The sequence below is a fragment of the Rhodococcoides sp. S146-33 genome (assembly GCF_059489205.1).
This window is the reverse complement of the sequence record NZ_JCAJWY010000002.1, coordinates 1,430,967-1,445,339: the sequence shown is the minus strand read 5'-3', so window position 1 is coordinate 1,445,339 and position 14,373 is coordinate 1,430,967. Positions and strand designations below refer to the sequence as shown.

Here is a 14,373-nt window from a genome sequence, read left to right as displayed (position 1 = left end):
TGGTGCCATGACCACAGAATGGGATGGACTCCCGGACAACGTGAAGAAGTTCATGACCGCACTCGATGCCCGACAGGGCGCTCGCGCAACTACCGTGTTCACCGCGGATGCCGTCGTGACCGACGAGGGCCACGACCACTCGGGCCGCGACGAGATCGAGGCCTGGCTGACCGCCTCGGTCAATGAGAGCGAGTACATTTACACAACGGAGTTCACGGGAGCGACCGCGACGGCCGCGACTGTCGACGTCACGCAGCACCTGGAAGGCAATTTTCCCGGGGGAGTCGTCGACCTGCACTACCGCTTCACTCTGGACGGCGCGCTGATCAACCGGTTGGTGATCGAGCCATGAGCAAGCGATGGTTCATCACCGGTGGCACACCAGGCGGCTTCGGCATGGCGTACGCAGAGGTGGCTTTGGGTGCGGGGGACCGCGTGGTACTCACGGCGCGGCGTCCCGGGGAACTGGCGTCGTGGGCCGATCAGTACGGTGACCGCGTTCTCGTCGTGCCCATGGATGTCACGGACGCGGCACAGGTACTGCAGGCGGTACGAACGGCCGAGGGGCATTTCGGCGGTATCGACGTGCTGGTCAACAACGCCGGTCGCGGCTGGTACGGATCGATCGAGGGAATGAACGAAGCCTCGATTCGGGCGATGTTCGAGCTGAATTTTTTTGCAGTACTGTCCGTGACGCGAGCCGTGCTACCTGGGATGCGCACCCGCGGAAGTGGGTGGATCGTGAATGTATCCTCGGTGGCCGGACTTCTGGCGGCGGTCGGATTCGGCTACTACAGCGCCACGAAATACGCGATCGAAGCCGTCACCGACGCTCTGCGCCAAGAGGTTGCCGCGCACGGCATCTGCGTGTTGGCGGTCGAACCAGGGGCTTTCCGCACGAACGCTTATGCCGGATTCACCGACGAGCCCGTATCGGAGTCGATTCCGGAATACCACGACATGCTGGAACAGGTTCGTGCCGCCTTCGTCGACATGAACGGGGTGCAACCGGGCGATCCGCATCGCGGTGCCCGCGCGGTGATCACGGCGATGGCCCAGGACCCGCCACCACGACGGTTGATCCTGGGAAACAATGGTTACGACGCTGTGGTCGACTCGCTGGAACAGAGCCTGGGCGACATCCGGTCGAACGAAACGCTCTCTCGTAGTGCGGATTTCCCCGTCTGACCGAGCTCGCCGATTACCAATCCGATACCGCCCAACCGCTGCACGGATCGACCGAATCAACCGTGATGACGGCCAGGTGGTCCCCGACGACCTGGCCATCACCACTCCGCAGCAACAGTCATTGTCGCTCGCGGGTCAACGTCCCCCGCCCACGGTCGGCATCTGACCGCTCAGAGAGCGTGGAGTCAGCCGTTTCTGGTCGGACCCGTCGGGGTTCATCGATGCAATCTCGGGCTGAGAGCCGGTAGCGACGTCGGTCACCAGTTCACCCGCCTGTGTGACCGCCCGGTCGTACAGGATGCGCGAGCCGTCGGGTGTGAACTTCGGATGTACGGCGTAGGTATCGGTGAGAGGAGTGATTTCCCCTCCTCCGGAGGGCATTGCGTAGATCTCCGAGCCGTTGTTACCGCCTCGGTTACTGGAGAAGACGAGTGCCGACCCGTCGGGCGAAAAGGTCGGGTCGGAGTTCCAGAACTGATCGCGCAGAAGCACTGTCGATTCTCCGCCGTTGACAGACACTTCGTTCAGGTAGCCGCCGGTGACGTAGACTATCCGTGAGCTGTCCGGGGAGAATGTCGCTCCGAAGGCCGACTCTTCTTGTGCGATGACGTGTGCGTCGGATCCGTCCACGTTCATGATGTTGATGCTGCCGTTCGAGGTAAACGCGATCTTGGATCCGTCCGGTGAGAAAGCCGGTTCGTAGCCACCTTCGTGCACCGACCTCGATTCACCCGACTCGAGGTCGACGATCTCGATGAACCGGCCTCGGGCGTACGCGAGCTGCTTGCCATCGGGGGAGAGGGCGGCGTCGTTCCCGTAGTTCGGGTCGCGGCTGTCTTCGCCCACGGTCGGGGTGACCTGACGCAAGCCGGAGCCGTCGATGTTCATGACGAACAGCTGGCCCCATCCGTCGTCGAAGGCCACGACCACCGGTGTCGGCTCGGGTGGAGGGTCGTCGGCGCATGCTGCCGCGAGCAGTGTCAGCGCGACGAGCGCGGAGATCAGCCGGATTCGATGCATCGGGCAATCATCTCAGAATCGCAGTATGCAGAACCCTGGTACGCGGCCCTGCCTGTCGTTCAGGTCGTGGCTCCTTGCCCACCCGTATTTCCGAATGGGCAAGGAGCAGCGCGGCCGAGCCGCACTCAGTCGGCGACCAACTGCGTCGACTCGAAGTACCCACCTCGAGCACGCTCACGTTGTCTGCCGATGACGTAGCGGCCCGGGGCAATTCCGGTGGCTCCGTGTTCGGGGTGGATCAGGTAGGCGGTCACTGTGTTGTCGAGAATTCCGAGCGCCAGACGCCGCGTATCGCTCACCGGTGTCGACCATGTGCATCGGCCGCCATCGGCTACGAGGCTGTGGGGATTTCCGCCCGCTGCGCTGCGCAGCAACTCGATTCCGGACAGGGGCACCGCGTCGATTCGCGTCCAAATCCCGGTGGAGACGACGCCGTCGAGCAGCGCATACGGAACGACGATGAGGTCGCCTTGAGCTTGCATGCCGTCGATGATCGGCACCGAGATCTCCTTGTCGAGATAGTCGAAGACATCGAGGCCGGTCATCGATGTCAATGCGGACAGGGTCATGTTCTGATTCATCTGAGTCACCTTGTGTGAGAGTAGGTTCAGGTTCGGCGGAGCAATTGGGCGTAGTTTTCTCCGCTGAGGCCGTAGGTCCAGCCTGCGGCGTCGAGGGCCGAGGAGAATTCACCTGGAACGTACAGGCCGTAGCGTCTGCGCTGGCCGTCGCGTTCGCGAGACCCATTGACAGCGAGAAGCACTCGACCCTCGCCGCCCCAGCCGGCGGGGGTGGCGAACAGCTGCAGTATGCAGCCCTCGTTGCCTGGATCGTCGGCGTTGTCGACCAGCGCGAGTCCTGCAGCGTCGATGTAGTTGTCCCACCCGATGCGTTCGATTGCGGAGCGGCGGATCTCGACGTTGCGTTCGACGGTGATGCGTTCGACGCTCGGGTCGAGCATCACCCAATCCGGCACAATTGTGCCGTTCAGGACGTATGCCGCACTGCCGTCAGCGAATTGGAGCGCCGGTTCGTCGTGGTGGTGCAGTCGTCGTTCACCGTGTACTCGATCGGGAATGGGTTCGGAGTGCAGCGCGGTCGGTCGTTCGGACATGACGCAGACGTCGTCGAACGCCCACCACCATCCCGTCGATTCGGTCAGGGCAACAAGTGCGTCGAGCAGTTCGTTGTCCTGTGGTTGGAAGGTTGCGAGGCCGAGGCGGCGGTATATGTCGTAGTACGCGATGCGGTGTGCTTCCTGCTGGCCGTACCAGGGGATTCCGCCGACAAGGGGCGGCATCGATGTCCTGATTGCTGCTGCGACGCCGTCGAACAGGCTGGTGCGCAACGAGTCCCACACCGTTGATCGGATGACCGGGTTGAGTCCGATGCCCTCGCGGACCGACATTTCGGGTGGCTGATTTCGTGCTGCAGCCGCTGTGCGACCTTGGGCTGCTCTGAGCGCCTGAGAGCGGATCGTCATCGGCCACCGGGGTGGTGGCCGTTCGCTCACCGGCAATCGAATGCATGCGTCCATTCGGGACCGTGAAATGGAGAGCAGTGTCGCGATGCGAGCCGATGCACAGGTGGGGCCCTCGACGGCAAAGGTGACAGCGTAAGCCAGGTTGTCCTCGGCGATGCGGGCCGCTGCAGCTGCCGGAGACTGTTCCCATACGAAGCGAGGAACGGGGAGGTCGGCATGTCGATACAGCTGTGCCACAGCAGCTTCGGCAGAGTATCGATTCGATGGTCCGGCCCGCATACCGTGACCGAGGTAGGTGTCACGCAAGTACACGACTCTGCGGACGAGTTGTGAATGGGGGCCGTCGATGGATGTCCCGTGAGACGAAGAAGTCGAGGGGATCTGCACGGCGCTCACGCGATGGAGGCTGTGTCAGCCTTTCCGGTAGTCATGGGAACAGTTTGACACAAATGTTGGGTGGTAGCTAGTGGTGCTTTCGATCAGGATGGTCGAATCCGTTGCGCGCGGGCCATTTCGAACTATTGCTGGTAACGCTGCGTTTAACGAGAGATCGTGTTGCCCAGCGTCGACGCCCGGTACGGATGGACGGCGGCACCAACCTTCGATGCAGCCCATAAGCGGGGCGACTCGCCACTGAGCTCGAGCGGTCCGGGAGATCGTCCGGTCTGAGAGCCGCAGTGAGGCGTGTGCACGAAGTGGAGATATTCGCCGAGTGCTGGTGACCAATCCACTACTTGACATAATGTTGATTATCGGCAAAACATCGGCCTGCAGTTCGCTGAACTCAGGGCTCGATGTTGTCGATTCGGCTGCAGCTCGTCGTTGTTCAGCTTTCGCAGCGATGTGACGCGGCTCGGTGGTGTCGGCGTACTTGCGAGGCTTGGCCGTGGATCCGTCAAGCGGTGCTCTCGACAGACCGAGTCCGTCGGACGCGCTGAGATCGGCACACATCGAATACCTCTGTTCGCCCCACAACCCCAGCTCCTTGCAGGTATCTGTTTCGTCACTGTGACGAAACAGATACCTGCAACGGGTCCCGATGTCAACCGTCGCGTCGGTCGACATGCGCTGGCTACCGAACACCGACTCTGGTTAGCATTCGTCGATGGACGCCTTTGCTGAGACATCCCGTCGTCGGGGCTCGAACCGCCGAGTTGCCGCCGTGCTGATCGCCCTCTTCGCGGCCCTCGGCCTCGTGGGTTGCTCCGACGACTCGTCCGCTGACACCGGTTTCGACAGTCTGACGTCGGGTCAGCGCGTCTACGACCGAACGGGTTTTTCCCTCGACCCCGCGCAGGCCGAGGACATCCAACGTCAGTTGGAGATCTTGAAATCCGAAACCGGTGCGGACGTCATTGCGTACGTCCGTGAACTCGACGCGGATTCCGATGACACGTTGGATCAGGTCGAAGACCTGCAGCAGACTTGGGTGTCCGCTACAGGGGTCGATCAGGACACTGCGGGCGCGATCCTGATAAACCGGGAGCCCGGAAAGGTCGACGAGGCTCGCGCGGGCGTCTTCGTCGGCAGCACGTACGACGACGGCAACGTCCCTCGTGACGAACAAGAGGCCATCGTGGAGGACGCACTGATTCCGCCGCTGCGAGACGGAGACGTCGCGGGCAGCCTGACCGCAGGCATAGATCGCTTGAGGTCCGACATTCGCAACGGTCCGCCAGTGACCGCCATGGACAGGTTCGCCGGCGGTCCCGGCTCCACATGGCTACCGTGGGCCGGTTCGGTGATCGCACTTCTCGGGCTGCTCCTGGTGGCAACCGTATTCCGCGGCCGCGCGAAACCGACCGATTCCAAACAACTTCCGACCACGGTTCGACCCGACCAGTCCACCGATGCCGCCTACGCGACCGCCCTTGTACACCGCAAGGCGCAGCCCAGCGGCATACCAGGGACGGTGCTGGCCCTTGCTGCCGCCGATGCGCTCACCTTCGAGCAAGACAAGAAGCCGGGAAAGTTCGACAAGGGCACAGTCAAGATCAGGCTTCTCGATCGAACCCATGCCCGCGGAGAAGTCCAGGAAGCGGTCTGGTCGATGCTCGCCGAACGTGCCGAGAACGATGTCGTACCCGGCGGCGAGTTGAAAAAGATCGCGCATGGCCTCGGCGCGACGAAAGACATCGTGGACTCGAGACTACGATCCAGTGGGTTCGTCGCGGACGGCACTGGTCGACGCCGGTCCGTCTTGGCCGGTCTCGGCGTACTCGGCGGAGTCGGCGCGACCGGAGGAATCGCCGTTGCGACGTCGGGTGCCCCGATCATGTGGCTCGCGGTGGTGGCATCTGCACTTCTCTTCGTTGCGGGACTGTCAGCGGCGATCGCATACTCCCGGTTCTCGGTCGCGGGTCTCGATGCGGCCCGCCCGTGGGAGGCGTACCGCGACGGATTGAAGCAGGCCGCCAAGGACGACGACGAGTCGGTCGACTTGAACGCAGCCTTGCCCGACATCGTTGCCCTCGGCTTGGCTCCGATTTTTCGGAAACGACTCGAGGCCGCAACCGACCCGAGGAGTGACACGCCACTGCGAGCCTTCACATCACCCGCGAGTGCCGACTACGCGGCGAGCGGCCCAGTGGTCCTCCCCTGGGCCTCGTTCTCCGGAGTGTTCGTGTCCAGCGGTAGCGGATCCGTTGCTTCGGGCGGAGGCGCAGGTGGAGGAGGCGGAGCCGCAGGCAGTACCTGATCGATCGGTCGATGTCCCACCTCGTGGGGATCGATCACGATTCCGCAGCGCGCGAGCGAGGAAGAGAACATCGGGAAAGTCCGATCCTGCTGCTGTTTTCCGGTTACGGTGCACGGAGGCGCACAATCTCCATCAGGGGTTCTCATGATCGCGGTACGCGCACTCTTCGCTGAGGCAGTTCATCCGTCCGAATCTCGACGGGACAATCCGGTCGTGCTCGACCTCGATGCCGGTCGAGTCAAAATCGCGCAATTCTTCATCGGTACCGCCACTGTCGTCATCGGGCTGATCGGACTCCTCAGTGCGCCCAGCGAGGAATACGACGGGATCGGTGTCGTCATCGTGGTGCTCGTCAGCCTCACGACTTTTCCCGTGTCACTCCGGTGGTTCATCGGTGGGTGGCCGACGCCGAGAGCACTCGTCGCCTATGTGGTGTATGCCGACGTATCGATCGGTGCCTGCCTCTTGCTCAAACAAGATCTGCTCACCGCAATCGGCGGCACCGTGCTGTTCGCGGTGGTGACCATGTTCGCCGTCATCGCCGTGCGGCCGCTTGTGTATTGGCTGCACATGGCCGCAACCGTCCTCGTTCTCGCGATCGTGTGCGTGCGGGCCGCCCTCAACGATGCCGCCAGCGTGTGGGTGGTGGCTGCTCACTCACTCACCATGCTGCTCATGTTTGCGGCACCGATGATTCTGGTCATCTATGTCAGTGAATTGCGCTCCCGTGCACAGGAATCGTTGGTCGACCCGCTGACCGGCTTGCGTAATCGTCGTGGGCTTTTCGCCGCGGTCGAAGCGATATTCCTGAGTGCGCAGAAGGATCGAGCTGCCGAGATGAGTGTTGTCGTGCTCGACGTGGACGGTATGAAGCACGTGAACGACACGTTCGGTCACCACACCGGCGACGCTGTTCTGGTCGATCTGGCGCAACATCTGCGTGCCGTCACCGCAAACAAATGGGTGGTCGCCAGACTCGGCGGGGACGAGTTCGCCTGTGTATCGGTGGCGGAAACGGGGACTACGGAGCCGCGCATCGAGACCTTGGTGGCCGCCTTGTCCGACACACGAGTGATTTCGGGGCTCTCGGTCAGCGTGGGCTCGGCTACCACCGAAACGCACATCGGAGGTTCGGAACAGGCCGTACTGAATCTGCTGCAAACTGCCGACGCCGAGATGTACCGCGCGAAGAGCGCCAGAAGACAGACCGACTACCGAGGCACTGCGCCGGGCTGACGACTCCCCTGTGCCCTATCGGCACCGGCTCATCCGGTGTTGTCCGGCATGCGCGGCTCGTCGGTCTCGGAGTCGATGTGATCACCGATGAATTCGGGCACCGCGTTCCCGACTTGATCCGCCAGCTCCAAGCCCGCACCGGCGTAGACGTTGAATGCGATGTCCACACCGTGTTCCATGGCCCATTGCACCTCGTCGTCGTAGCGCGCGACGGCAGCAACCGTGCCGCTGAATCCGGACTCTCGCAGACATGCGAGCGCCGTGACGTTGGCACCGTGACGCGGCATCGCCAGCACGGCGATGCGCACCGATTGGGATCGTCGAAGCTGATTCCAGAAATCGAGATCTGTGGCATCACCTTCGATGACTCGGTACCCACGGTTGGCGAGCCGCTCGATCCGAGGGCCGTCGTAGTCGACTCCGACGACGCGGAGCCGATAGTGATCGGTGAGGCGTTCATAGGCCGCGAACCCCACCCGTCCCATGCCGATCACCACCACCTCTGCGTCACTGGCGTCACCCGGACGTTCTTCGGGATGCAGTTCGTGTTCGTTCTGCGCCGGCAGACGCGCCGCGATCTTCTCGACCATCAGATGGCCTCGACCGTTGACCAAAGACGACACCACGAAGCTCAGAGCGACGGCAATCGACATTTCCACCAGCCAGGATGGTGCGAGGAGGTCCGAGGCGACCCCGACCGAGACGACGATCAGTCCGAACTCGGAGTAGTTCATCAGGCTCAGCCCGGCCAATACGGACGTGCGGTACCGCAGTTTGAACATCGTGAACAGGCCCAGATAGAGCGCGCTCTTGAGCGGTAAGAGCAGCACCATCAACAGGGCGATGCCGATGCTGGGCAGGTCCGGCAGACCGGAGAGGCCGATGGACACGAAGAACCCCACCAACAGCAACTCCTTGATGTGGAAAAGCGATCTCGACAACTCGGAGGACGCCGGGTGTGAGGCCAACAGAATGCCGATGATCAGCGCCCCGAGATCGCCCTTGAGACCGAGCTCGGAGAACAGAACGTACCCGGGTACCAACGCCATCACGATGCCGAACAACGACTGCATCTCGCCGTGCCCCAAACCGCTCCAGATCTTGCGAAGAATACGGGTGAGCGGCCACAGCAACACCAGGGCCAGCGACCAGATCGACGGTAGCTTCCCACTGGTGAGCGTCAGAAAGACGACGGCAACGATGTCTTGCATCACCAGAATGCCGATTGCCACGCGGCCGTACAGCGCGTGCGACTCCCCTCGTTCCTCCAACACCTTGACCACGAAGACGGTGCTCGAGAACGACATCGCGAAAGCGAGCAGAGCGATCGTCGTCAGGGACTGCTCCGACAACATCGACATTCCGGCGACTGCCGCCAACCACAGAACACCGGTCCCCAGCACCACGCTGACCACGATGTGCGCCGAGGTGGCCAACCACACCTCACGTCGAAACAGAATCCGAACGTCGAGCTTCAGACCGATAGCGAACAGCAGCAGTGTGACGCCCAGGTCGGCCACAACCTCCAGTTGAGGCACTTCGCCGACGTCGAGGGCGTTGATGACGAAGCCCGCCGCCAGGAAGCCGACCAGTGGAGGTAGACGGACAGCCATGGCGAGTCCGCCCAGTCCGAAAGCAATGACGAGGTAGATCGCGGCAACTGTCATGCACAGTCTCTCTGCTGATGGGTCGCAACCGGATCTCCAACGGATCGACGACATCGGCATATTCAGTCGGAGAGACCTCAGTATCCCGGCATTCCGGCTAATTCACAGCGCACGCTGTTCCGACGACAACGACAACGGCAACGGCGACCGACGAAGGAGCTCCTTCGCCGATCGCCGTTGCTGCGATCGAATATTCGTCTTCCCTCGGTTGGGACGCCTCAGAGCTCGAACTCGGCCGGGTCGATTCCCACCGCAAAACATGCATTGCGGACGGCAGCCTTCTCGTGATCGTCGAAATGGCCGTCTGCGCCGCCGATGATGATGCCGATCTGAATGACGGCCCGCGCCTGGTCGGGCTTGGACTTCAGCTTGCCGATCGTGGCAGTCGCCTCGACCTTCCCGAAATCGAAGTCACCCTGCAGCTTGTCGCAGTACCAGTCGAACTTCTGGCGAAGTTCGTCGGATTCGAAGACCCGCAAGGCCTCGTTGCCGGCGATCAGGGCGGCCGTCTTCTGACGCTCGGCAGGATCGATGGTGCCGTCGGCAGCCGCGATGAGCGCGCACATGGCCATGCTGCCGTTCGCGAATTCCTTGTTCTTGAACTGGCTCGTCTTGGTTTGCAGCTGCCCGTTCAGTTCCTGTGCCTTGGACTTGAGTTGATCCCAGAACGCCATGGAGCTCCTCTTCATGTTCTTTCATCCGCGCAGATGCGCGCACCTCGTCCATTGTCCACGGTGTCGGCAAACGAGCATGGAACCCCAGCTGGACAAGGTTGTGCTCCTCAGCGCAGCCGCTCCGCATCGCGCGCCTTGGTCAACAGTTCGACACACAAGCGGTGCAACTCCACGGTGTTTGCACCTTCCGTCACCGCGGTGCTGACGTCCTCGGCGGCGCAGCGGACCTCGAACGCTCGATCGGCCGCCGCCGACGCCTCTTCGGCCGTCAAGATTATGGCATCGTCGGGAATCGAGGTTTCCTTCATCGCAGTACGCTGCTCGTAGGCACGCTGGCGACACGACTGACGGCAGTACCGTCGCTTGCGTCCGGTTCCGGAGTCGGCGACAGGGCGTCCGCACCACGTGCACGTCTGGTCACGGCGAGTTCTGACGGACATGGTCGCTCAGCCTACTGCGGCCGGAAGGTAAGATGCATTCACCAGCTGCGCCGATGGCATCGCACCGGGGCTCATGGGCCCGGGGAACGAACCGACGCGCGGCGACGTTGTAGATCAGTGGGTAGACGGTTGTAGCGCTGTGTCGACGGATGACACGGACTCGCGTACCTACTATCGAGGGAGAGGACTTCACCATGGCAGATCGTGTACTTCGAGGTAGCCGACTCGGCGCCGTGAGCTACGAGACCGATCGTGATCACGACCTGGCACCTCGCCGCGTTGCACGCTACCGATGCGACAACGGTGAGGAGTTCGACGTCCCCTTCGCCGACGACGCAGAGATCCCCGGTACCTGGGCCTGCCGTAACGGCCTCGAAGGGTCGCTGATCGAGGGCACCGCGCCGGAGGCCAAGAAGGTCAAGCCGCCGCGCACCCATTGGGACATGCTGCTCGAGCGTCGCTCGGTGGACGAGCTCGAAGAACTCCTCAAAGAGCGTTTGGATTTGCTGAAGGTCAAGCGCCGCGGCGCATGAGTTTCGCCAACTGCACCGCCTGATTGGAAACAATCCGGCGGTGCAGTTTTTTTGCGCTATCCCAACTCGGCGTACGTTTCGGTCCAGAGCTATGTGTTTATCGTCGCGCTTTCGGGTGTTCCAATACTGTTGAGTGGCGGTGAAACCGCGAGAAGTGTCATGATCGAGCATCAATTGCTGCGCAGGTCGTCGATAGGCAAGTTCTGCCGTAACAATGGTCGGTGCATTCCGATAAGCATCACCACAGGAGTCGAATAAAGCAGGGGGCAGTAACTCGTGAGCCAGGATATTGATCAACGCTCCAACGGTGCTCAGAGCACAGCTGCCTCGGAGGCGACATTCGAAGGTCATCGCGCCGCAGGCGAACGGAAGCTTGCCGAGCTGAGGCGTGAGTTGGACGGAATAGACGAAGTACTGCGCGCCGCAATTCGAGACCGCATCGATGTGTGTGTCCGAGTTGCACACGTAAAGCGAGAACATGACATTCCCATGATGCAACCGGGTCGTGTCGGATTGGTGACCGAGCGTGCTCGAGACTTCGCATCCGCAAACGGCTTGTCCCCCGACTTCCTCGAAGAACTGTACCGATCGATGATTGCCGAAGCATGTCGCGTCGAGGACTTGATCATCGATTCTCCCGTGGCCGGTCCAGGCCTCGAGAGTGAACGGTAGAGCAGTTCGGTGACCATCAACACTCTCATCGTGGACAATTACGATTCGTTCACCTACAACCTCTACAGCCTCCTGGCCGAGGTCAACGGCCGCCCTCCGACAGTGGTCAAGAACGACGTCGAGTGGTCGTCCCTGGATTTCGGTGTCTACGACAACGTGGTCATCTCCCCCGGACCCGGACGCCCGGATCTCGAGCAGGACTTCGGTATCAGCAGTCGGGTGATCCGTGAATCGGGCCTTCCGATTCTCGGTGTCTGCCTCGGGCACCAGGGGTTGTGCCATCTGTTCGGTGGCAGTGTCGACCTCGCACCGACGCCGATGCACGGCAGAATCACCGACATCAGTCACACCGGTGTCGACCTGTTCGCCGGAATCCCGTCTCCCTACTCGGTAGTCCGCTACCACTCGCTGGTCGTGACACAGACGCCTGCGGACTTCGAGGAAGTTGCGTGGACACCCGACGGACTGGTGATGGCAGTTCGGCATCGCAGCAAGCCTATGTGGGGTGTGCAATTCCACCCCGAATCCATCAGCACCGAGTACGGACGCGAGCTGCTCGCCAACTTCAGAGACCTGACGTTGGCGCAGTCCAGCGCATCGAGTGCCGAAGGTACCCAGCAATCGATGTTCACCATCGAAACCCGTTCTCTCGACGACGTTTTCGATCCGGAGCAGGTTTTCGCGACGCTCTACGCCAACGGTAAGAAAAGTTTCTGGCTGGACGGCAGCGCTGCGCTCGAGCCCGAATGCAGGTTCACCGTCATGGGCGACTGCTCGGGTCCACATGCGGAGTACATCACCTATTCGGTCGCCGAGACCACGGTGACCGTGCAGGGTGCCGACGGTACGGCGGAGCTCGTTCACTCCACATTCTTCGACTACATCGACGATCGATTGCGCGAGCGTGCCACTCCCCCTCGCCATGACCTCCCGTTTGCTTTCGGACTCGGCTACGTCGGATATCTCGGCTACGAGCTGAAGGCCGACACCGGCGGACAGTTGGTACACACGTCCGCCACCCCGGACGCCTCGATGGTCTTCGCCGATCGCGCGTTGGTCTTCGACCACGAGGCCGGCACTCTTTATCTGATGGGTCTGGCCACCACCCCCGGTGACCCCGTGTTGGCGCAGTGGTTCGACTCGGTGACTGCCACACTGCGTGGATTGTCCGGGCAATCCGCCGAGGCGGTCCGTTCCCACATGGGCTCGTCCGGCACTCCTCTGCTCGGGGCGGAGAACTCACTCGAACCGCGACTGCGTCACGATCGCGCCCACTACCTCGATTTGATTTCCCAGTGCCTCGCCGAAATCCGCTCCGGTGAAACCTACGAGGTCTGCCTGACGAACACCGCCACGGTGGCCGGCACCATCGACCCCGCGGCAACCTACTCGTACATGCGGGAAATCAACCCGACCCCGTACAGTGCGTTCCTGAATTTCCCCGAAGTCTCGGTCTTGAGCGCGTCACCCGAACGCTTCCTACGAATCGACGCGGATCGCATCGTGGAATCCAAGCCGATCAAGGGAACTCGTCCGCGTGGAGCGACGTCCGAAGAGGACAACGCGCTCAAAGCCGACCTCGTCGCGAACGAGAAGGACAAGGCCGAGAACCTCATGATCGTCGATCTGGTCCGAAACGACTTGGCTCAGGTCTGTATTCCGGGTTCGGTGCACGTTCCGAAGTTGTTCGACGTCGAAACCTACGCTCCCGTACATCAATTGGTGTCGACGGTCCGTGGTCGCCTGCGTGACGATGCGTCGGCGGCGGACTGTATCCGCGCTGCGTTTCCGGGTGGATCCATGACCGGTGCCCCGAAAATTCGCACCATGGCGATCATCGACAAGCTCGAAGACGGTCCGCGTGGTGTGTATTCGGGTGCTATCGGCTACTTCTCGATCACCGGTACTGCGGACTTCTCGATCGTCATCCGCACGATTGTCGCCACCGAACACGAGGTGACCTACGGAGTCGGCGGTGCGATCGTCGCACTCTCCGATCCCGATGAGGAGTTCGAGGAAACGATGGTCAAGGCCGTGTCGATGCGCCGGGCGCTGACCGGCCGAAAGTAAAACAGTGGGTAGGGCGCATGCGCCCTACCCACTGTCTTGTTAGCGTCTGTCGACGCTCATCGCGCCCTACGGAGTAGTGAAGTACTCGAATACCGCGGGCTGAGCCTGCGGGTTGCCGTTGGCTGTGCCGATGACTGCACCAGCCACTGTTCCGATCACGGTTCCGATGATGCAACCCGAAATGAAGTTCGGGAAGATGGAAACGCAGCCAATGGCGAAGCCGAGGCCCGCACCGATCGCCGTGCCGACGCCGCCGCCGTTGTTCCAGCCGATTGCCAGCTGGTTGACCATGTTGTCGAATGCCTGCTGCTTGGTCCGAGGACCCGCAACGTCGGCGACGGGGACAGTCTGCGGAGTCAAGGTCAATTCGCGACCCTCGGCACCGATCAGGGGTGCGATCGAGTAGACCGTGCCGTTGATGGTGTATTCCAGCGGAACCGTTGCGAGTGTGGCACCGGACTGATCGATGATCGACACTGTCTCGCTCGTCGCATCGACCCGGAACAGGCCGGCGTCGAGGATGGTCTTGACGGTTCCATCCGGGTTGACCGACGTCTGGTAGTTCACCGTGTCCGACGACGGGTCTGCTACGGCCTGGCCCGCTCCGGTGGCTACTGCGGCGGTCAACGCCACCGCGACCGTAGCTGTTCTGATCAGTTTCACTTCTGTCCCCTGGTTGTAGTGACGAGCAT

14 protein-coding genes are annotated in these 14,373 nt (G+C 62.0%); 7 read left to right on the top strand and 7 right to left on the bottom strand.

Annotation, left to right across the window (positions count from 1 at the left end):
* Positions 1–7 precede the first annotated feature (7 nt).
* Both AC5WEY_RS15165 and AC5WEY_RS15160 read left to right on the top strand, forming a co-directional pair.
* Positions 8–352, top strand: a complete 345-nt coding sequence (locus AC5WEY_RS15165) for a nuclear transport factor 2 family protein (protein WP_495646438.1) — start codon at positions 8–10, stop codon at positions 350–352.
* Positions 349–1,188: an SDR family NAD(P)-dependent oxidoreductase gene (locus AC5WEY_RS15160; protein WP_495646437.1), complete on the top strand. Its 840-nt coding sequence runs from the start codon at positions 349–351 to the stop codon at positions 1,186–1,188. The genes AC5WEY_RS15165 and AC5WEY_RS15160 overlap by 4 nt, the downstream gene beginning before the upstream one ends.
* Before the next feature lie 135 nt (positions 1,189–1,323).
* Here AC5WEY_RS15160 and AC5WEY_RS15155 read toward each other — a convergent pair whose 3' ends face one another.
* The 3 genes from AC5WEY_RS15155 to AC5WEY_RS15145 all read right to left on the bottom strand — a co-directional run bounded on the left by AC5WEY_RS15155 (position 1,324) and on the right by AC5WEY_RS15145 (position 4,003).
* Positions 1,324–2,208 (bottom strand): TolB family protein, encoded by an 885-nt coding sequence (locus AC5WEY_RS15155; protein ID WP_495646436.1) that lies wholly within the window; start codon positions 2,206–2,208, stop codon positions 1,324–1,326.
* A gap of 125 nt (positions 2,209–2,333) precedes the next feature.
* The gene (locus AC5WEY_RS15150; protein WP_495646435.1) at positions 2,334–2,789 is read right to left on the bottom strand and encodes a DUF8820 family protein; all 456 of its coding nucleotides are present in this window, start codon (positions 2,787–2,789) and stop codon (positions 2,334–2,336) included.
* A gap of 26 nt (positions 2,790–2,815) precedes the next feature.
* The gene (locus AC5WEY_RS15145) at positions 2,816–4,003 is read right to left on the bottom strand and encodes a DUF6745 domain-containing protein (RefSeq protein ID WP_495646589.1); all 1,188 of its coding nucleotides are present in this window, start codon (positions 4,001–4,003) and stop codon (positions 2,816–2,818) included.
* Positions 4,004–4,796: 793 nt separating this feature from the next.
* Here AC5WEY_RS15145 and AC5WEY_RS15140 point away from each other — a divergent pair.
* Together AC5WEY_RS15140 and AC5WEY_RS15135 are read left to right on the top strand one after the other, a co-directional pair.
* Positions 4,797–6,389, top strand: a complete 1,593-nt coding sequence (locus AC5WEY_RS15140) for a DUF2207 family protein (protein ID WP_495646434.1) — start codon at positions 4,797–4,799, stop codon at positions 6,387–6,389.
* 144 nt (positions 6,390–6,533) lie between these two features.
* The gene (locus AC5WEY_RS15135; RefSeq protein ID WP_495646433.1) at positions 6,534–7,625 is read left to right on the top strand and encodes a GGDEF domain-containing protein; all 1,092 of its coding nucleotides are present in this window, start codon (positions 6,534–6,536) and stop codon (positions 7,623–7,625) included.
* 29 nt (positions 7,626–7,654) lie between these two features.
* Here AC5WEY_RS15135 and AC5WEY_RS15130 read toward each other — a convergent pair whose 3' ends face one another.
* The 3 genes from AC5WEY_RS15130 to AC5WEY_RS15120 all read right to left on the bottom strand — a co-directional run bounded on the left by AC5WEY_RS15130 (position 7,655) and on the right by AC5WEY_RS15120 (position 10,406).
* Positions 7,655–9,292, bottom strand: coding sequence for a cation:proton antiporter domain-containing protein (locus tag AC5WEY_RS15130; RefSeq protein ID WP_495646432.1), 1,638 nt, complete (start codon positions 9,290–9,292; stop codon positions 7,655–7,657).
* A 218-nt stretch (positions 9,293–9,510) separates the two neighbouring features.
* Positions 9,511–9,981 carry a tellurite resistance TerB family protein gene (locus AC5WEY_RS15125; protein WP_495646431.1) on the bottom strand — a complete coding sequence of 157 codons (471 nt, stop codon included), beginning with the start codon at positions 9,979–9,981 and terminating at the stop codon, positions 9,511–9,513.
* A gap of 92 nt (positions 9,982–10,073) precedes the next feature.
* Complete coding sequence (locus AC5WEY_RS15120) at positions 10,074–10,406, bottom strand: hypothetical protein (RefSeq protein ID WP_495646430.1); 333 nt, start codon at positions 10,404–10,406, stop codon at positions 10,074–10,076.
* A 194-nt stretch (positions 10,407–10,600) separates the two neighbouring features.
* Here AC5WEY_RS15120 and AC5WEY_RS15115 point away from each other — a divergent pair, with 194 nt between their 5' ends.
* The 3 genes from AC5WEY_RS15115 (at position 10,601) to pabB (ending at position 13,681) form a co-directional block, all read left to right on the top strand.
* On the top strand, positions 10,601–10,939 hold the full coding sequence (locus AC5WEY_RS15115) for an RNA polymerase-binding protein RbpA (RefSeq protein WP_027497120.1): 339 nt from the start codon (positions 10,601–10,603) through the stop codon (positions 10,937–10,939).
* A gap of 276 nt (positions 10,940–11,215) precedes the next feature.
* The gene (locus AC5WEY_RS15110; RefSeq protein ID WP_495646429.1) at positions 11,216–11,611 is read left to right on the top strand and encodes a chorismate mutase family protein; all 396 of its coding nucleotides are present in this window, start codon (positions 11,216–11,218) and stop codon (positions 11,609–11,611) included.
* A gap of 9 nt (positions 11,612–11,620) precedes the next feature.
* On the top strand, positions 11,621–13,681 hold the full coding sequence (gene pabB, locus AC5WEY_RS15105) for an aminodeoxychorismate synthase component I (protein WP_495646428.1): 2,061 nt from the start codon (positions 11,621–11,623) through the stop codon (positions 13,679–13,681).
* Between the two features lie 66 nt (positions 13,682–13,747).
* Here the strand turns inward: pabB and AC5WEY_RS15100 are convergent, their stop codons facing one another.
* Positions 13,748–14,344, bottom strand: a complete 597-nt coding sequence (locus AC5WEY_RS15100; RefSeq protein ID WP_495646427.1) for a DUF8020 domain-containing protein — start codon at positions 14,342–14,344, stop codon at positions 13,748–13,750.
* Positions 14,345–14,373 lie beyond the last annotated feature (29 nt).